Origin of the sequence: Lentibacillus sediminis, from assembly GCF_002763455.1 — a bacterium.
Lineage (GTDB): Bacteria > Bacillota > Bacilli > Bacillales > Amphibacillaceae > Lentibacillus_D > Lentibacillus_D sediminis_A.
Map to the genome: position 1 here is coordinate 97133 of NZ_NIXK01000001.1, position 16893 is coordinate 114025.

Genomic DNA, 16893 nt, shown 5'->3' on the forward strand with positions numbered 1-16893 from the left:
CGGATAAAAACAGCATGCACCGGCACACTAATGAAAAAAGGGAGGTATTTTCATGCATACGATGTGGAAGGGGACGATCAGCTTTGGGCTTGTCAACATTCCGGTGAAAATGCATGCGGCGACGGAAAATAAAGATGTGCGACTGCGCCAGCTGCACAAGGAATGTCAGACCCCGATCAGATATCAGAAAGTCTGCCCGAATTGCGATAGGGAAGTGGAAAATGAGGAAATCGTCAAAGCATATGAATATGCCAAAAATAAATTTGTCGTGCTCGATGAAGAAGAACTGAAAGCATTGCAGAACGAGCAGGAAGACAAGGCCGTAGAGATCGTCGACTTTGTTAAGCTGGAGGAGATTGACCCAATTTATTTTGAAAAAAGCTATTATTTATCCCCGAACGAAGGTGGCGGAAAAGCATATGGCCTGTTGCGGAGCGCATTGAAGGATACCGGAAAAATTGGTGTTGCTAAAATGATCATCCGTTCCAAGGAGCAGCTCGCGGTGATTCGTGTGTATGAGAACACCCTCGTGGCGGAAACGATCCATTTTCCTGATGAAGTGCGCAGCGTCCAGGACGTGCCAAATGTGCCCGATGAAGTCAAAACGGTCAAGAAGGAGCTCGACACGGCAAAAATGCTGATTGAACAGCTGACCACTGAATTTGACCCGGAAAAGTACAAGGATGAGTACCGCACCGCTTTATTGGAACTGATCGAAGCGAAGAAAAATAATGAAGAAACTACAACAGCTGCACCTAAAGATAAGCCGGCAGCGGATGTGTCGGACAATTTGATGGACGCACTCCAGGCGTCACTTGACCGGGCGAAAAAGGAAAAACCAAAACCCAAGCAGCCGAAGCAAACCAAGAAAAAATCCACGACAAAGACGAAAAAGACCGGGACAAAAGGGTAAGCGAAAACCAGATAGGGAATGCAGAAATCGGCTGGCGGCACATGCCCTCCTGCCGATTTTATTTTTGGGCGAAACCTTAAATCAGCGTCCAATATTCTGCCGCAATCATTGCATTCCATTTACGAATGTTTGACATCTCTATGAAATCGGCGGAAAATGGACTTATTTCTTTTACAATAAGGGTATATTGGGAATAAGAAAAAGGCATACACAAAAAAGGAATGACAGCGTATGAAAAGAAACGCCTTTATCGATAATGCGAAAGTGATACTGATTTTTCTAGTGGTGTTTGGCCACATGATCCAGCCGTTTACCAGCGGCTCAGAAGGAATGAATACTCTTTATCTATGGATTTATACCTTTCATATGCCGGCATTTATTTTGCTGGCCGGTCTTTTTGCCAAGGGGAGGGGCGATAAGCCCTATGTTCTGAACCTGGTGAAGAAATTGCTGATACCGTATTTCATTTTCCAGCTCATTTTTACAGGATATTACTATCTCCTAGGGCATGAGGATTGGCTGGCGGGAATATTCTACCCGCAATGGGCGCTCTGGTTCTTGTTCAGTTTATTCTTCTGGCATATGCTCTTGTACTGGTTCAAAAAAATTCCTGCGGCAATCGGTATTTTTATCGCCGTGCAAATAGGACTGATTGCCGGCTATTTCGGTGACATCGGCCACACCTTCAGTTTATCCAGAACCCTGGTGTTTTTCCCGTTTTTCCTTATCGGCTACTGGGTAACGGAAGAGCATCTGCTGCTAGTGAAGAAGCGTACGGTGAAAATTGCCTCCTTAGTCGTCATGGCAGGGCTGGCACTGGCAATTTTCTTGGCACCGGAGTTCAATTCCGGCTGGCTGCTCGGTTCCAAATCATACAGTGCACTCGGGCTGGCTGAGTTTGGCGGGCTGGCGCGTCTGGCTGTTTATCTGACCGCCGCTGCCATGATTGTAAGTGTTCTCGCCTGGGTGCCGCAGCGGGAGACCTGGTTTACCGATCTCGGGGCAAAGACATTGTATGTATACCTGCTGCACGGATTTTTCATCCAGTATTTTCGGCAGGTGGAGGCCTTTGAGGTCAATAACTTGATCGATGTGCTCGGACTTGGTGCTATTTCCGCCGTCATTGTGCTGCTGCTTTCCAGCAAGCCGATGATTGCCCTTTGGCAGCCGGTCATGGAAGGGAAGGCAACCAAGCTGAAGAAAGGATTTAAGTCAGGAAACAACAGAAAGTCTGCATCGACCCAATCTTGAACATGATCATGGGAAGGAGACGTGAAAACCATGAAAATTTGTGTATTTGGAGCCAGCGGATATGTCGGCGCATCCGTGTATCAATTGCTGAAGAAACCGGATGGTGTGGACGTGAGCGGCACCACGCTGGAGGACGCACCGCTATTTGAAGAACTGGATATTCTTGATATCAACGAGCCGGAATCCTTTTCCGATTATTTTAAGCGGGAAAATCCTGATGTGGTCATCTGGCTCGTGCAGGGTGGCCCGGAAGAACATTCGCTGACCACTCAAGGTTTGATGCACGTGATAACATTCCTTCGCCCGGAAACCAAGCTAATTTATATCTCGACCGACTTGGTGTTCTCAGGCGGAAAGGGACCGTATAAAGAAGAGGACCCGATTTCCTCGCTGCCCGATGACCACGCATTAAGGCATTATACTAATGCAAAGGTCAAGGCAGAGCGCTATATTGAAAACGAGTTGACGAATTATGTTATCCTAAGAGCCGGACCGACCTACGGGGAAAATTTAATCGGCAAGCTGGATGAGCGAACCGATAAGCTGGCGTATCATTTACGGACAGGGAAGGAAATTTCCTATCGTGATGATTTAATCCGCACCTTTGTGCACGTAGAGGATTTCGCAAATGTCATCGTGGAAATGGCGCAAAATGATTTGACCGGTGTGTTCCATGCAGGCCCGGACGTGCAACAGAGTTTCTACACCTTCATGCAAGGAATGGCGGAACAGCAAGGGTTTGACGGTAATTTTGTACAAAAGGCACCCGAAGAGGAAGAGCCGGACACGGAAGTTCCAAAAAATACTTCCCTTTTTACCGATAAAATTAAAAATAAAGTGAATCAAACATTCCGTTAACAACGTATACTATCATAACCCCCTTTTTTTATAAATAGACAAACAGACGGCCACGAGTGTGTGGTCGTCTGTTTGTCGTTTGGGGTTTATTGGGGTGGGGGCAGGGGGAATCGGGCGAGTGTACGACCGAATCGGCGACTTACCCGTCGTATCGAGCGAGCAGAGGTCCAAATCGCGCGACTGGCACTACAAGTCGCGCGGCCACCACCACAAATCGCGCTTCCAGCAAGCCAAATCGCGCGACCGGCACTCAAAATAGAGCCCCAAAAATCTTAAAAAATCAAATGAGCAATCCCTACAATAATCGGCAGCGTAATTATCGTCCTCAACAGGAAAATAACAACCAGATCTTTAAATGAAACCGGCACTTTCGAACCAAGCAGCAGGCCGCCGACTTCGGACATATAGATCAGCTGCGTTACCGACAGTGCTGCAATGATAAATCGAGTGATCTCCGCCTCAATCGATGCAGCGAGAACGGCCGGCAGGAACATATCCGCAAAGCCGATCAGAATTGTTGCGGATGCTTCCTCCGCGTATGGCACTTGCATGAGTTCCAGCAGCGGCACGAACGGCAGACCCAGCCATTGAAAGACCGGCGTGTACTCGGCAATAATAAGCGCCACCAGCCCGAATGCCATAACGATTGGCGCGACACCCATCCACATATCGAGGACATTTTGCCCGCCTTCTTTGAAAAATTTATACACACTGGTTTCTTTGCGAGACCGCTCCACTGCATTGCGATAACCAAATGCAAATACATTGGTCCCGGCCGGAATTTCTTCACTGACTTCCGGCGTATCCGGGCGCACATACGAATCCGATTTTCTGGAAAGCGGCCAGATACGCGGCATAATCAAAGCAGCCACAAACCCGGCAACCAGAACGGTCAAATAAAACGGGACAAACAGATACTCCAGGTTGACATGGCCAATGATCACTAGTGTAAACGTAATGGAAACAATCGAAAATGTCGTTCCAATCACGGCTGCTTCCCGTTTTGTGTAGTAACCGCCCTCATACTGCTTGCTCGTCATCAGTACACCAATTGTGCCGTCGCCGATCCATGAAGCAAGCGCATCAATCGAAGAACGTCCAGGCAGTTTAAACAATGGCCGCATGATTTTGGTCATCAATGTTCCAAACAGCTCAAGCAATCCAAAATTCATCAAGAGCGGCAAAAACAGTCCTGCGAATAAAAAGACTGCAAACAGCACATGCAGAAGGTCACCCAAAAGCAACTGCCCGGTATTCGGCCCGTGAACTGCTTCCGGACCAAGCCGGAAATAAACCATCACGGCAAACACAGCTGCCAACACTCTGGTGACCGTCCAGAACATGCTGGTATAAAACAGTCCCTGGAAAAACGGCGTGCGCGCAAATGCCTCGCGCCCAAGCAATCTGGCTAGTACGGTCATTACCGCCGTGACCACAATAATGATCATCATAATCAGCGATAGCTGCCCTGCCAGCTGTCCTTGCAGCCAAGAGGCCAAAAGCGCTACCGTAATTGTGTATCCTTCATCAGTCGGAACAGGTAACATGAATAACACAATACCGAGAATCGACGGAATAATAAATTTGAGGTGATTTCCCAAATGGATTGATTTATCGTTCATTATAATAGACTCCTTCAATATCGCTTGTCTCATAATTATAAGGGAAATAGGATGGTTATCCAAGGATTTTTTTCAGTCAAATCTTTATCGCAGGTCAACAGGCAGTAATACCCCCACTTCTAAATAAAGAAGTAGGACCAATGTTTTGGGTGGGGGTATTACTGCCTGTAGAAGCCCGATTGGTTCAACTAACATTCAGTGGGGAAGAGCTAAAACCCCCACTGAATGAAGTTTCACTTTATAAAAATGAATCTTTTCCTCGAATCAATCGTATGCAATATAAAAGGAAAACCAAGGGGGATAACCATGTACGAAGAGTTAAACGAACGTTTGATCAAACTGAAAGCGGAACTCCGCAAGAAACGGAAATGGGAAAAGCAGCTGACAGATTATACCCTAGAACTATCTGAGATGGAAAGAATCTTGACGAAGTTGGAGAAGAAGCAACAGGAGGAACAGGCCGATGTGGAAAAATTAGAAGGGGCCAGTTTTGCCAATTTGCTGGCAACAATTAAGGGCACGAAGGAAGAAAAACTGGATAAGGAAAAACAGGAAGCAGCTGCTGTCGTGATTCAACTGCAAGAAGCAAAAAAGACAAAAGCCGAAATCACAGCCGCCATGACAGATCTTGAGCACAATCTGCATGGGGTGAAACAGGTAGAGGAAAAGTATCACGCAGTCCTGTCTTCCAAAGAAAAAGTCATCAAAGAAAGCAGCACGCCGTCCGCAGAGAAGCTGTATGATCTAAGTGAGCAGGAAGCGGACATCCGGGCAAATAGAACCGAACTGGAAGAAGCAATTGCTGCAGGCACGAAGGTAAAACAGGCGCTTGAAAAAGCTCTCTCTTCGCTTGAAGGTGCACAGAACTGGGGTACACTCGATATGTTTGGCGGTGGAGCGATTACTGGTGCAGTCAAACATTCTCATATAGATGAAGCAGCTTCCCATATACATGTCGCGCAAACAAGAATGCGGGATTTTCAAAAGGAATTGCTGGATATTGAGGAAGAGTCAAGTCTTGAGGTGGATATGTCCGGACTCTTAAAGTTTGCCGATTTCTTCTTTGATGGCTTTATCGTCGACTGGATGGTTCAAGGCAATATTTCTGATTCGCTAAATGAAACGAGCAATCAGTTGACGAAAATAAACAGCCTTATCGACAAACTGAAAAAGCAAGTGAGACAGGAAGAAGAGAATCTTTCCAGGGTGTTGGCAGACAAGAAGCGGCTTGTAGAAACACTGTAAGCTGGACGAAAGGAAGGCATCACAAGCATGAACGAACGAAACCCGCGAAGCTTATGGAAAGAAGCGGTGAGATTTGGCATCATATTAGCGGTTGCCACCCTGATTGTAAAAGGAATTCCGGCAAATTGGGTAGAAACGCTGGACATTATCGGACCATCTGTCTTGGCAGTAATTTTTTATTATTTTTTCGAGAATCTCTTACGAAAGCGTTCCAATAAACGGACTTCAAGATGAAGAGGAGGTCACACTTATGCCAATCTGTGAAAATTGCGGAGGCAAATGGAGCTGGAAGCAGACGGTGAAGAAATCCTTTACTCTGGATACAGGGATGGAATGCCCGCATTGCGGAAAAAAGCAATATCAAACTGTGAAATCGAAAAAGAGAAGTGCGCCATTACTGTTCATTGTCACACTTCCGCTACTGCTTAATCTTTTATTTGATATTCCGGGAGTCGTGTTGCTGAGTTTATTTCCGGTAATTTTCGTTGTACTTATGTCAACGTATTCATTTCTGATGGAGCTGAGTGACAAGGAAGAGTTTATGTTTTGACCGGATGGCGTCTTCCCTGTCAGGCAACCGCCGCATCGCTGCTTGGCCGTGCTGCCCTATACCAGTGATAGCACAAAATAATCATCACCATTACCTCCACCGCATCGCCGCCATAATACATAATCATCCCGCCGGTTTCCGCCTGGGCTGCAGGCACCCCGCTGAGAGGCGTGGCGTAGATGGTTTTTGATAAAATACCATGTGCCGCCAAAGACAAAATTAACACGATGGCGCGATAAAGATAACTCCGGCGATGCGGAATCGGATCAATATAAATAATCGATACGGTGAAAAAATACCCCGCAAGAAAAACATGGACATGCACCAGAACATACAGAAGCATGTTGGTATGCATCAGCTGAAAAAGATTCGTGGTATAAAGCAGCCAGAGTCCGCCGATATTCAATGTCGCAGTGATGGCGGGGTTGCTGAGAAAACCCAGAGGTCTGCTGCGCAACAGACGGGTTAGCTGTCGGGCACGGGTGACAGGAAATGCTCTTAGTAAAAGGGTTACCGGCGCACCAAGCACGAGCAACAACGGTCCCAGCATGCCAAGCAGCAAATGACCTGCCATGTGCAGACGAAAATCCGCATGGGCAAGGTCGGCAAGCGGCCCGGCAACAGCTGCAGCCGAAACCAGAATACCCGCCGTCCACAGCAGCATACGGGAGAGGGGCCAGGATCTGCCAATTCTTGCCGAAACCCAGGCCGCAGCGAAATAACCCATCAACATCAGCAAAAACGGAGTCGCGAGCAGGATTTCCACAGCAAGCGGCACTTCCGAATGAGTATGAGAACCATGCATGATCAATCCGCTCCCTTGAAGATTTCTTTCCGTGTAGAGGAAACAATCAGGATCCCAATAAAAAGCAAAACCGCCGCAATAATATTCCACACCAAATCGTAAGGCAAAATATCCACATTGTATCGAATCTGGTGAATCCGCATCAGCTTATGCTGTACCAGCCCATCATATAAGTTAAACGTTCCAGCTCCAACAAGCACACCGCCCTGCCATCTCTTATACCACCATGCCTTCCTGCGGCGGAGATCGCTCACGATAAACAGCGATCCCACTGTAGCAAACCAGCTGAATGCGTGGAAGAATCCATCGGAAATGATGCCAACACGGGTAGTAGATCTGTCATAAAAATGATGCCAGCCCAGCAATTGATGAAATACGAACTCATCGATAAAAGCCACAAGCCCAAGACCGAATAAAACCCCGGACCACAGATTGCGCCTGGCATATTTTTGCTTCGCTTCATCCTTGTGGACTCCCATTACTGCCAGCTCCCTTCAGAAGTTTACGTTACTCGCTAGTTTACCCTGCTGGTACTTTTTCCAATCATTGGGAAATGACAAAGTGGTATAATTAGTATAGAGGAGTGAACAGCCATGAAAGCATTACATACAGCAACTCTCGAATTTTATCACCCGGAACACAAACCCAATTTGAACTATCGCTTGTCTGAAGAGCAAATGGCATATACCTCACTGCCGCTCGATGCCATCAAAAAATGCGAAGAAGAAGCGGGCAGAATTCCAGTCGTTATTTTATCCGATGACGAGCCAGCAGGTTTTTTCGTCCTGCATGGATGGGAAGGGGTAAAAGTATACAGCGAAAACAAACGCGCCATTCTTGTGAGGGGATATTCGATAAACCCGATTTTTCAAGGAAAGGGAATCGCCAAATCGTCCCTATCCGCACTGGATTCCTTTGTTCAAACACATTTTCCGGACAAAAATGAAATTATCCTGGCGGTGAATCATGGAAACAAGGCAGCCCAGTATGTTTATAAAAAGGGTGGATTTGTGGACAAGGGAAAGAGAGTGATGGGGAGGAAGGGAGAGCAATTTATTTTGCATAAGGAGTTGGGAAGGGGAAGTAACATGGTAAATTCAAAGAGTGTCAACTGAGGAAATACAAAACACTTTTGAATCGTTTTGTTTATTATGTTGATAATCTCCCGAAAAAGGAAATTATATATTCAAAACCGAACATAAGTATGGTGTGATGGAATTGTAATAGTATAGGATTTCTCAAGGGTGGTCAGCACATCCCCGAATGGAAGGGGGTGGTGCTGATGACGGTGTTCGAATCGTTAGACCTGCGTTTGTGTTTTCAAACCTGGTCGTGTCGATCCTGTCATTTAACCATAAAAAATAATCCACCCTTGAGTTAACGGCTCTGGTGGATTATTTCGCCTAATAAGCTGATCCCCTTTGAGGAAACTATGCTTATTGCACTGGCCGTTGGTGTTCCTGCACCAGCGGTCTTTATTAATATATGTGCTGTATCTAATTTTATTATACCTGATATTTCTAAAAAAGAAAACCTCTTTAACTTTCCCACTTAGAGTGAAGAACACATGAACAGAAGTTTTTATGCTGGTATTGTGGATCAAAGTGACTGATAACATCAGCTTTTATATTGCCAAAAGTTGTTTCCGGTTTGTGTTTGAAACCTTCATAGAAAGCTTCGAGAATATCATGTTTGAAGTTTTTCCTTGGGAATTTTGTAACGATATTTTTACGTATTTCTTCACTGTATTGATCGAAATTATCGCCCATTACATCCATGCCGACCCCATGATAAAGGAGAGATACATTATTTTCCTTATATTCGGCGACACCTATCGTCGTATGAAGAGCAATCGAATCCCAAACAAGTTGAACATTTTCGCTGCTCAAATTATAAGTAGATAAGAATTCTCTGGCAGCATTTGCACCGTCAACCTCAAATCGTTTATCCGGGCTGCTGTAGGTTGGTGTTAATCCTAAATCATGGAATAATGCACTTGTATATAGCAACTCGTAATCAAAAGATACATCATCCTGCAGACCTTTAATAGCCCCAAATAAATAAACTCTGTTCGAATGATTCCAGATTAATTCGTTCCCATATTCATGCACAATATCCTGAGCATCTTGAATCATTTTACTATCAGGTACAGTGATTTCATTTATATCCTTTATCATATGATCCCTCCAAGACTGTAGTAACTGGATCAATTAGATAACCCATGTATGGTATACCCGATATCTTTCAGGACAAAACCATTGCAATTGGTAAATTAGAATTTAACTCAACATCAAACTGTCTTCACCTTGATCCACATACCTCAGGTTTGAAAACGATATTTTCTCCATTTTATCCTTCACTTTATCCAAGAGTCCCGCGTCTTTAGCTGTAACAATAACCTGAGTTGAATCTGAGATGCATACAGCTATATCACATGGTGACGCTAGAAATTCTCCTATATCTTTTATCACAGGATACGGGGGCTGTTCAGAGAAATAAATAAAGAACGAAATCATGATTGGATAAGTTTCCTGAGACAGGTAATGTTCCATATCCGTATTCTTCAAAATAACATTATTTGGGAGAAGATCTGCCGGTTCCCCATCGGAACTCATTTTTAATATTTCTGCGTGTTCATTTATTCTCCATGTAGAAGGGATTTCCAAAATATCTTTCAAAAGCGTATGCAAGACTTGACCAAATTGATTGGGAATCATGAAGCAAATTCCAATTTCAACCATAAATACCCTCGCTCATATAATAGTTATCTATAATTCTGTGGTATAGTAAAAAGAACAGCATATATAGCAGGTGGAGCGGTCAAAGACCTCTGTGGAGATTTGAGGTGTGGCCGTATGTCGGACGTACAAATCTTTTTGATGACGGGGATTTTCATCGTCGCTTTGATAAAGCTGATGCTCGACTTTACAGACAGATAATAATCCACCTGACTCCTCGTGGCTGAGATTGTTCAGATGGATTATCGAAATAAGCCCACAGTGGCCGTAGAACCATAGCGGTATATTGCTGTAAAGCCGAGAGTTGCTACTCTCGGCTTACTTATTATATGGATTCTACATTTATTATATACTATTTCTTCCCGTTTTTCAAAAGTTTAATCGATTTTTCATCTTAAGCCTTCACCCAATACTCCATCCCATCTCTGCTCCGCTCCATAAAGCCATATTCAATCAAATACCTTCTCAATGTGACGTAATCATCATACACCAAGCAGAGCACATTATTAACATCTGCCTCGGAATACGTCTTATCGGCATCAAACCGTTTCATGATGTGCTGCAATACCACAATCTTTCGTTTTTCTTTGCTTGGGAAAATATCGAGCGGGCCGTTCAACCCTTGCTTAAAGTAATTCTTCAGTATCTTTTCCTTCTCTTCTGTTGTGATTGCATACCTGTCGTCCACCATTGTCGCTCCTTTGTGAAAATGAATAAATTCCTGATTGTCCTTTTCGCTCGCCAGCAACTTCATCATTGCCAAGAACACTTTTGCTTGCTTTTCTTTTTCCCGCAGTTTGAAGCGGTGGTTTCGAATCGTTGATGGACTGCCGCTTCCCAGCTCCGCAACAATCTCCTTATCTGTGTATCCGTTTTTGAAATAACCAATCAGTTCCTTTTGCTGAGCGGATAGTCCAGTGTATTTCTTGTCCAGATTGAGCAGATAAAAGAACATCGAATGATGCTCTTCGCTGATATGACGGGTGATCGCTTTTCTCGCCTCATAATAGACCTCCCCGCTTTTGTAAATTACTCCGTTTTCAAAGATCTGGTGGCAGATCAGGCAGCGGAATAGATCGTTTTCCCTGTCATACATATATCCCTGGGAGAGTTCTTCAGTCGATGCACTCCAAAATAATTCTTCTTTGTTCATTAGGTAAACACAACCTTAATTCGTTTGTAATTTAATAAACATTATACATTTATGTTTGCTTAAATACAATAAGAAGGTGATTTTTAAAAAAATAAGCAGGAGAAACCTTGTCGAAGTAGAAATATACATAGTAGGAAAGGATCGAAAAAGGTGGTGCCCATTTGAATAAAAGAATCATTTGGATAGCAGTGTTGGTTATTTTCATCGTTGGAATCACTTACCTGATCAATGAGCAGAAATACACGACGTTTGATGAGCTTTATTCGGATCAGCTCAATGAGGACAGCATCGTCAGAAGTGTGACTATTCGAATTGGGGGTATAACGGAAAACTACGCCCACACCACCATAGAAGATGAGGAAGTTATTGATCAAATCGTGGAGAGCTTACGGGGGCTGGAGTTGAAAGAGAACAGAAACGCACCTTTTATGGAAGAGGACTACACGGTGAGGATCACGACCACTAATGAAATAGAAGAAGGTTTATTAAGAACAGAAAGTTTTGATCTCAGGCTCGATGGGGATTATCTCAATCAATATCAAGTGGTTGGGGAGACGGACCATTTGAGTATAATAGAACGACTGGTGGAGAGTGAGGAAGTAGAGTGGGAGAGGGAATAAAATATGAAGATAGCGGCAAAACCAGAAAAGTGGAGGGATCAAACATGCCGATTTGTCAAAATTGCGGTAGGGAGTGGACGTGGAAGCAGACGATACAACGATTGTTCCGGCTGAAATGTCCGTATTGCCGGGAAAAACAATATGAATCTGCCAGTTCGAGAATGAAGACTGGAGGGATGAGTCTTATTCCATTGGTGGTGCTGCCTGTAGCTGCAGGGTTTGATGCACAGGTGTGGGTAACTGCGATACTGATTGCGGTCATAGAGGTGCTTTTTATTTTTGGCGTCTATCCATTTCTGATGCAGCTGTCCAATGAACAGGAGCCGTACTGGTAATGTTGTTGGGTTGTGCGCTGTCGGATAAACACTCCACATCACTTTTGTACATTTAGATACACAGATATTTATTGAGGAGGATTAAGCAATATTAAGGAGGTCATCTCTAATGAAGAAAAGAATTACAAAAATAAAGAGAAATAAAGATATAGCAAGGGTAATTCTTTTAGTTGTACTTATTTCTCTTATCCCCTTGCTCCATAACAATTTTCATACATTAACTATTTTAGTAGTTGCCTTAGGGATTTATGCTCTGGTATTATTCGTAGTCGGTCGGCTATCTGAAGAAGAAAAGAAATAGGTGCAAGAGTATGGATCAAAGATTCTTTTCCATAGACATATGCCCCCTTGTGCAGTTGCTGGCCCATAGCTTTCATCAACAGCACTTTGCTGAGTGTAGAAATAAAGCAAATCTTTCTGCAAAATCTCCACACCACGCCAGTAGTATAGGAAATTGCACAATATCGGAGCGCAATTTTCCTAAGGTCTCCGGGCCAGCCAGCCCATCTATTACATCTTTCTCATTACTTGCCTTTCTTTTTTGAAGATAATCAAACTCAAATTTACTGTGGGCTTCAAGAATAAACTCTTTACCTTTATGAGTTGATTGACATGCGATTTCCGCATAGTATGTCTTGGTCAAGGAAAAGGAATGATCGGATGAAGAAACAACAAACAGGAAACTATAAATAATACATATGAAAATGAAGAAGATGCATTTGGAAGTGAAGAAGATAATCCATTGTTTTAGTATTCTTCTGAGGAAACCCCAATAAAAAAGGATACATCACTCAACGTAGTGGAACAGTTATTTTATGAGCATGAATTTCGTGGAGTAGGATAGAAGCACACCATATCAGAAGCGAACGTAGCAACGGTGTGCTTTATAATCTTTCCCCTTCGTAAGGCTGGAGGAGGATTATAGGATCATGGGGCTACGCTGCAACATTTATATTTTCTGGATTAGCTGGTATTGTGGTAGCACTAATAGGTTCGGAAAAGAGTGAGAAAAAAATTGCCAATCAGAGAGTCCATCATAACTTGTCCCCACTTGCATAAACTAATAGCGGGTTTAATTTATGGGGGAGACGGGTAGATAGTCATGAGGTGTTGGCCGTGAATCGCAGGTTTAAATATAATTTTATTTATCGCTGTACAGTCATCGTCTGGATGGCTGTTAAATTTATTTTCCAAATCTATTTCTTTACGTTCCGGCACAAGGTTTGGGATGAGCGAACGATGGAAAAATGGAATCAGCTGCTGGCAAAGATGGCCCGGGAGTACCGGGTCAAGGCCGTGGAGCTTGGCGGAGTACTGATCAAGGTCGGCCAGTTTTTGAGCACCAGAAGCGATTTTTTGCCCGATGTGTTTATTAAAGAGCTGTCCGGGCTGGTGGACAGAGTACCTCCGATGACGTTCGCATATGCCAAGGAACTGATCGAAGCGGAGTGGGAGGCGCCACTGGATACACATGTCGCCGAGATTCAGGAGGATTCTATTGCATCAGCCTCTATTGGGGAAGTCTACCGGGCCACTTTACATAATGGCGAGGAAGTGGCGATCAAGGTGCAGCGCTATCGTATACAGGAGATTTTTCGCAAAGATTTTATCGCTATGCGGATTGTGTTCTGGATTATCAAGGTATTTACCTCGTTTGGCAACAAGGCGGACTTGAATGAACTGTATAAGGAGATCGTCCGAGTAATGGATAGGGAGCTGAACTTTCGCAAGGAATTACGCTTCGGAAATTACTTTAGCGAACGCTATCAGCATTTCCCGTCCATTCACATCCCTCACTTTTTTGATCAATTATGTACCGAAAAAGTGCTGGTGATGGAGTGGGTTAATGGGGCGAAAGTGACGGACCTGACCTATCTGAACCGGAATTTTATTGCTGCAGAGAAGGTGGCGCGGAACTTATTTGACTTTTATATTGACCAGTTTCTGAATCCCGGCAATTTCCATGCCGATCCTCATGCCGGGAATATCCTCGTGGAGAAAGATGGCACCGTAGCAATCATTGATTTTGGCATGGTGGGGGAAATCAGCAAGCAGGATACCCATCACTTCAAGCGGCTGGTCGAAGGGTTTATTGTTGATGATTATGACTTGGTGATCCATGCATTGGAGGAAATGAACTTCCTTCTGCCCAATGCGGATAAGAAAAAGCTGAAGAAAATGATTGAACAGACGATCGAAATGTATCAAAATCATTCGTTTCAGGATATGGACACACAGTTCATGGAGCAGCTCGCTGATGAGCTTAGCACGATAGTCAAAGAGCAGCCGATTCAGCTGCCGGCGGATTACGCCTATTTCGCAAGGGCTGTTTCCATCATTGTCGGTCTTTTGTTCGCTGTTTATCCGGAAGTGGATATCGAACGGTGGCTGAAGCCAAAAATCAAAGACTGGTACGGCAGAAGAAATCTCGTGGAATCGATTTACAAACAGAAGGCCAAAGAAACTGCCGAACCGCTTTTCGCCCTGCCGAGAGCTATGTTAAAATGGTTGGAAAGCGGGGAAAAGGATAGAGAATGGGATAAGAAAAAACATCAGCTGAGGCTGAAACACCATTTCTACCTTTTTCTGGAAATTATCACCTTTGTTATGATCCTCACGGGAATAGGATTATCCGTTTCCGGGTATATCATGAATATAACAGGGCTGATGGTCACATCGCTTATTTTAACAGGATTATTTATCGTATGGCTGAATATGATTTTATGGAAGCATTACCGATGTATAAAAGGAGAGAAATAGGAGGTGTCCTGAGATGAATGAAACATTGAAAAAAGGTTTTCTGCTTGGTTTGGGAGCTGCGGTCAGCGGAAAAGAAAAGTTTGAAGGCAAGCTCAGGGAAATGGTGGATAAGAATGAGCTGAGCCAGGAACAGGCAAAAACGATGATGCAAAGTTTTGTCACCAAAGGCGAAATGAAGAAAGACGAATGGAATAGCAGACAATACGGCCAGACGCAGCAGATGGCCAAAGATATGGGTATTGCCACAAAAGAAGACATCAATGAATTGAAAAGCCGCATTGCCGAACTGGAAGCAAAGCTGCAGCAATAATGACAAAAAAAACGGATCCGGAACGGGTCCGTTTTGTGTTTTTCTAGGTCGGAAGAATCATTGTTTTAGTGAATTCTCTATATGGCGAAAATTTTGTTCGACGGATCAACATATAACAAAACAAAGGTTCTTGAGCATGAAACTTTAAATTTTGCAAGCGTTCTCACCATAAATCTTTCAATTTGACAAAATTTTTTCGGGCATAAAGCCGTGTTAGTCAGCGTTTTACAAGGAATGATAGTTTGTACGGGAATTTGTCGGATGAAGGGTAAAAATGTTGTCAAACAAAGCATTTATCTGTAAATTGCGCTATTTTTGATTTTTGTATTGCCTTCTTTTGGAAATTGTTTTAGAATAGGGGTAATCATAAGACACAGTTAAATAGGGGGGCGTCGTGATGGAAAGCTTTATACAACTTTGCGGTGAATCAAGAGAGAGGCTTGGCAGAGATTTGCAGAAGGAAGAACTGGAATTTTTGCACTGGATGTACGAACGCTATACCGAAGAACAGTTGCAACGTCTACTGAAGCAGCCGGTTCTATTAACTGTGAAAGCTTAGCTGGTGAAATTTAGGGGGCGCATGGGAGATTTGGTTTATATCAATCTATTGCACTTATGGAGTAATATCTAAAAAGTCTCAGAACTTGTTCTGAGGCTTTTTATATTGCCGTGGAAAAATCCGTGTTATAATAGGCTGGAAATCTGTAGTAACAAGGAGCGGTCTTTATGGCGGTGGCGAATGAGACAATCATCCAAAAGATGATGGATGAATTGCAGCAGGCAAAGGAAAAGCAGGGGGACTCTGGAAACATGACAAAACATATTGAACATGTGCGGTTGTTATGCGATCTGCTGTTGAAGGAAACAGAAGAGGAAAAAGTTTCTGTGCCAGCTTCTTCTCAGGAAATCACACAGGAAGAGATGAAGGCCATGCTCGGCAAACAGGCAGAACAAGTGAAGCCGGCGACCTCGAAAAGAACCGTCATCGATCATGACGGGGCTAATGGAGAATCGCTGTTTGATTTTTAGCATTAAAAATGAGGTGTTATAGAAGATGAAATTATTTCTGCTGCTTGGCGCACTGAATGGCTTTATTGCGGTTGCGCTTGGAGCTTTCGGGGCGCATGGATTGGAAGGACGTTTATCGGAAAGTAAATTGAAAAACTGGGAAACAGCTGTAACGTACCAAATGTTCCATACTGGTGCGCTATTGGCGACAGGCTTGCTGATGGCAAGAATCACGGCAGGCAGTCTGACATGGGCCGGCTGGTTGTTTTTTATCGGCATTCTGCTGTTTTCTGGCAGTCTATTCATCTATTCGCTCACAGGAACAACCGCATTCGCGATGGTTACTCCTGTCGGCGGGCTGGCATTTCTGGCCGGCTGGGTGCTTCTCGGATATGCAGTAATGAAACACCTCTAATTATAGATGGAAGAGCAAAAAGGTCGTGAATAAAAGAATCATCACCGCGCGCAGCACTTGCTTGCCGGCCTTTAGTGTGTCGCCGCCATACCAGTCGACAAGCGCATCACAAACAAGGCTCAGGGCAAGGAGATAAAAGGACAGAAATACCAGGAGCAGGATTCCCTGAAAGAGGGCGAAGACGCCGATCAGAATCACACAGGCGACCGCCAGAAGTTCGATTCGGATAATTTTTTCATATGGGTGCCGCATCTTGGTTCGCCCCTTTTTGATGCAAAGATTTGATAAAAGGATGACACGTGCATGTGCC

22 protein-coding genes are annotated in these 16893 nt (G+C 44.1%); 15 read left to right on the top strand and 7 right to left on the bottom strand.

Annotated features, from left to right (window positions below):
• Positions 1 to 52 precede the first annotated feature (52 nt).
• From ku to CEG13_RS00495, 3 genes are all read left to right on the top strand, one after another.
• A complete protein-coding gene (ku, locus tag CEG13_RS00485) occupies positions 53 to 913 on the top strand; it encodes a non-homologous end joining protein Ku (protein WP_100009812.1) in 861 nt (286 codons plus the stop codon).
• Between the two features lie 231 nt (positions 914 to 1144).
• The gene (locus CEG13_RS00490) at positions 1145 to 2164 is read left to right on the top strand and encodes an acyltransferase family protein (protein WP_100009813.1); all 1020 of its coding nucleotides are present in this window, start codon (positions 1145 to 1147) and stop codon (positions 2162 to 2164) included.
• Between the two features lie 30 nt (positions 2165 to 2194).
• Positions 2195 to 3022 carry a sugar nucleotide-binding protein gene (locus CEG13_RS00495; protein WP_100009814.1) on the top strand — a complete coding sequence of 276 codons (828 nt, stop codon included), beginning with the start codon at positions 2195 to 2197 and terminating at the stop codon, positions 3020 to 3022.
• Between the two features lie 272 nt (positions 3023 to 3294).
• Here CEG13_RS00495 and CEG13_RS00500 read toward each other — a convergent pair whose 3' ends face one another.
• Positions 3295 to 4644, bottom strand: a complete 1350-nt coding sequence (locus CEG13_RS00500) for a YjiH family protein (protein WP_100009815.1) — start codon at positions 4642 to 4644, stop codon at positions 3295 to 3297.
• 306 nt (positions 4645 to 4950) lie between these two features.
• On the opposite strand from CEG13_RS00500, the gene CEG13_RS00505 reads away from it, so the two are divergent.
• From CEG13_RS00505 to CEG13_RS00515, 3 genes are read left to right on the top strand one after another with little or no spacing between them, the layout of a single operon-like run.
• Positions 4951 to 5889, top strand: coding sequence for a hypothetical protein (locus CEG13_RS00505; RefSeq protein WP_100009816.1), 939 nt, complete (start codon positions 4951 to 4953; stop codon positions 5887 to 5889).
• Positions 5890 to 5916: 27 nt separating this feature from the next.
• Positions 5917 to 6123 (top strand): hypothetical protein, encoded by a 207-nt coding sequence (locus CEG13_RS00510; RefSeq protein WP_100009817.1) that lies wholly within the window; start codon positions 5917 to 5919, stop codon positions 6121 to 6123.
• A 16-nt stretch (positions 6124 to 6139) separates the two neighbouring features.
• The gene (locus CEG13_RS00515) at positions 6140 to 6439 is read left to right on the top strand and encodes a TIGR04104 family putative zinc finger protein (protein ID WP_100009818.1); all 300 of its coding nucleotides are present in this window, start codon (positions 6140 to 6142) and stop codon (positions 6437 to 6439) included.
• Between the two features lie 19 nt (positions 6440 to 6458).
• Here CEG13_RS00515 and CEG13_RS00520 read toward each other — a convergent pair whose 3' ends face one another.
• Positions 6459 to 7244, bottom strand: coding sequence for a cytochrome c oxidase assembly protein (locus CEG13_RS00520; RefSeq protein WP_100009819.1), 786 nt, complete (start codon positions 7242 to 7244; stop codon positions 6459 to 6461).
• Between the two features lie 2 nt (positions 7245 to 7246).
• Complete coding sequence (locus CEG13_RS00525; RefSeq protein ID WP_100009820.1) at positions 7247 to 7723, bottom strand: DUF2243 domain-containing protein; 477 nt, start codon at positions 7721 to 7723, stop codon at positions 7247 to 7249.
• A 114-nt stretch (positions 7724 to 7837) separates the two neighbouring features.
• Between CEG13_RS00525 and CEG13_RS00530 the strand changes: the two genes are divergently transcribed.
• Positions 7838 to 8359, top strand: coding sequence for a GNAT family N-acetyltransferase (locus CEG13_RS00530; protein WP_100009821.1), 522 nt, complete (start codon positions 7838 to 7840; stop codon positions 8357 to 8359).
• A 423-nt stretch (positions 8360 to 8782) separates the two neighbouring features.
• Here the strand turns inward: CEG13_RS00530 and CEG13_RS00535 are convergent, their stop codons facing one another.
• The 3 genes from CEG13_RS00535 to CEG13_RS00545 form a co-directional block, all read right to left on the bottom strand.
• Positions 8783 to 9421, bottom strand: coding sequence for an HD domain-containing protein (locus CEG13_RS00535; RefSeq protein ID WP_100009822.1), 639 nt, complete (start codon positions 9419 to 9421; stop codon positions 8783 to 8785).
• Between the two features lie 102 nt (positions 9422 to 9523).
• The gene (locus tag CEG13_RS00540; RefSeq protein ID WP_100009823.1) at positions 9524 to 9985 is read right to left on the bottom strand and encodes a DUF2691 family protein; all 462 of its coding nucleotides are present in this window, start codon (positions 9983 to 9985) and stop codon (positions 9524 to 9526) included.
• 391 nt (positions 9986 to 10376) lie between these two features.
• Positions 10377 to 11135, bottom strand: coding sequence for a DUF2087 domain-containing protein (locus CEG13_RS00545; RefSeq protein WP_100009824.1), 759 nt, complete (start codon positions 11133 to 11135; stop codon positions 10377 to 10379).
• 161 nt (positions 11136 to 11296) lie between these two features.
• On the opposite strand from CEG13_RS00545, the gene CEG13_RS00550 reads away from it, so the two are divergent.
• The 8 genes from CEG13_RS00550 (at position 11297) to CEG13_RS00585 (ending at position 16583) form a co-directional block, all read left to right on the top strand.
• Positions 11297 to 11755 carry a hypothetical protein gene (locus CEG13_RS00550; protein ID WP_100009825.1) on the top strand — a complete coding sequence of 153 codons (459 nt, stop codon included), beginning with the start codon at positions 11297 to 11299 and terminating at the stop codon, positions 11753 to 11755.
• A gap of 44 nt (positions 11756 to 11799) precedes the next feature.
• Entirely contained in the window at positions 11800 to 12090 is a 291-nt protein-coding gene (locus CEG13_RS00555; protein WP_100010529.1) for a TIGR04104 family putative zinc finger protein, read from the top strand.
• A 109-nt stretch (positions 12091 to 12199) separates the two neighbouring features.
• Positions 12200 to 12391 carry a hypothetical protein gene (locus tag CEG13_RS00560; RefSeq protein ID WP_100009826.1) on the top strand — a complete coding sequence of 64 codons (192 nt, stop codon included), beginning with the start codon at positions 12200 to 12202 and terminating at the stop codon, positions 12389 to 12391.
• Positions 12392 to 13206: 815 nt separating this feature from the next.
• On the top strand, positions 13207 to 14850 hold the full coding sequence (locus CEG13_RS00570) for an ABC1 kinase family protein (RefSeq protein ID WP_239984522.1): 1644 nt from the start codon (positions 13207 to 13209) through the stop codon (positions 14848 to 14850).
• A 13-nt stretch (positions 14851 to 14863) separates the two neighbouring features.
• The gene (locus tag CEG13_RS00575) at positions 14864 to 15160 is read left to right on the top strand and encodes a phasin family protein (RefSeq protein ID WP_100009827.1); all 297 of its coding nucleotides are present in this window, start codon (positions 14864 to 14866) and stop codon (positions 15158 to 15160) included.
• A gap of 397 nt (positions 15161 to 15557) precedes the next feature.
• Positions 15558 to 15719: a hypothetical protein gene (locus CEG13_RS18855; RefSeq protein ID WP_192869503.1), complete on the top strand. Its 162-nt coding sequence runs from the start codon at positions 15558 to 15560 to the stop codon at positions 15717 to 15719.
• Positions 15720 to 15886: 167 nt separating this feature from the next.
• Entirely contained in the window at positions 15887 to 16189 is a 303-nt protein-coding gene (locus tag CEG13_RS00580; RefSeq protein WP_100009828.1) for a YwdI family protein, read from the top strand.
• Between the two features lie 25 nt (positions 16190 to 16214).
• Positions 16215 to 16583 (top strand): DUF423 domain-containing protein, encoded by a 369-nt coding sequence (locus CEG13_RS00585; RefSeq protein WP_100009829.1) that lies wholly within the window; start codon positions 16215 to 16217, stop codon positions 16581 to 16583.
• On the opposite strand, the gene CEG13_RS00590 is transcribed toward CEG13_RS00585, so the two are convergent.
• On the bottom strand, positions 16584 to 16835 hold the full coding sequence (locus CEG13_RS00590; protein ID WP_100009830.1) for a hypothetical protein: 252 nt from the start codon (positions 16833 to 16835) through the stop codon (positions 16584 to 16586). It abuts the gene before it with no gap.
• Between the last annotated feature and the right edge of the window lie 58 nt (positions 16836 to 16893).

Coding starts and splice junctions, on each gene's coding strand:
- ku (WP_100009812.1), top strand. CDS start 53: ATGCATACGATGTGGAAGGGGACGATCAGCTTTGGGCTTGTCAACATT.
- CEG13_RS00535 (WP_100009822.1), bottom strand. CDS start 9,421: ATGATAAAGGATATAAATGAAATCACTGTACCTGATAGTAAAATGATT.
- CEG13_RS00495 (WP_100009814.1), top strand. CDS start 2,195: ATGAAAATTTGTGTATTTGGAGCCAGCGGATATGTCGGCGCATCCGTG.
- CEG13_RS00515 (WP_100009818.1), top strand. CDS start 6,140: ATGCCAATCTGTGAAAATTGCGGAGGCAAATGGAGCTGGAAGCAGACG.
- CEG13_RS00555 (WP_100010529.1), top strand. CDS start 11,800: ATGCCGATTTGTCAAAATTGCGGTAGGGAGTGGACGTGGAAGCAGACG.
- CEG13_RS00575 (WP_100009827.1), top strand. CDS start 14,864: ATGAATGAAACATTGAAAAAAGGTTTTCTGCTTGGTTTGGGAGCTGCG.
- CEG13_RS00520 (WP_100009819.1), bottom strand. CDS start 7,244: ATGCATGGTTCTCATACTCATTCGGAAGTGCCGCTTGCTGTGGAAATC.
- CEG13_RS00590 (WP_100009830.1), bottom strand. CDS start 16,835: ATGCGGCACCCATATGAAAAAATTATCCGAATCGAACTTCTGGCGGTC.
- CEG13_RS00490 (WP_100009813.1), top strand. CDS start 1,145: ATGAAAAGAAACGCCTTTATCGATAATGCGAAAGTGATACTGATTTTT.
- CEG13_RS00545 (WP_100009824.1), bottom strand. CDS start 11,135: ATGAACAAAGAAGAATTATTTTGGAGTGCATCGACTGAAGAACTCTCC.
- CEG13_RS18855 (WP_192869503.1), top strand. CDS start 15,558: ATGGAAAGCTTTATACAACTTTGCGGTGAATCAAGAGAGAGGCTTGGC.
- CEG13_RS00500 (WP_100009815.1), bottom strand. CDS start 4,644: ATGAACGATAAATCAATCCATTTGGGAAATCACCTCAAATTTATTATT.
- CEG13_RS00540 (WP_100009823.1), bottom strand. CDS start 9,985: ATGGTTGAAATTGGAATTTGCTTCATGATTCCCAATCAATTTGGTCAA.
- CEG13_RS00510 (WP_100009817.1), top strand. CDS start 5,917: ATGAACGAACGAAACCCGCGAAGCTTATGGAAAGAAGCGGTGAGATTT.
- CEG13_RS00585 (WP_100009829.1), top strand. CDS start 16,215: ATGAAATTATTTCTGCTGCTTGGCGCACTGAATGGCTTTATTGCGGTT.
- CEG13_RS00560 (WP_100009826.1), top strand. CDS start 12,200: ATGAAGAAAAGAATTACAAAAATAAAGAGAAATAAAGATATAGCAAGG.
- CEG13_RS00505 (WP_100009816.1), top strand. CDS start 4,951: ATGTACGAAGAGTTAAACGAACGTTTGATCAAACTGAAAGCGGAACTC.
- CEG13_RS00525 (WP_100009820.1), bottom strand. CDS start 7,723: ATGGGAGTCCACAAGGATGAAGCGAAGCAAAAATATGCCAGGCGCAAT.
- CEG13_RS00530 (WP_100009821.1), top strand. CDS start 7,838: ATGAAAGCATTACATACAGCAACTCTCGAATTTTATCACCCGGAACAC.
- CEG13_RS00580 (WP_100009828.1), top strand. CDS start 15,887: ATGGCGGTGGCGAATGAGACAATCATCCAAAAGATGATGGATGAATTG.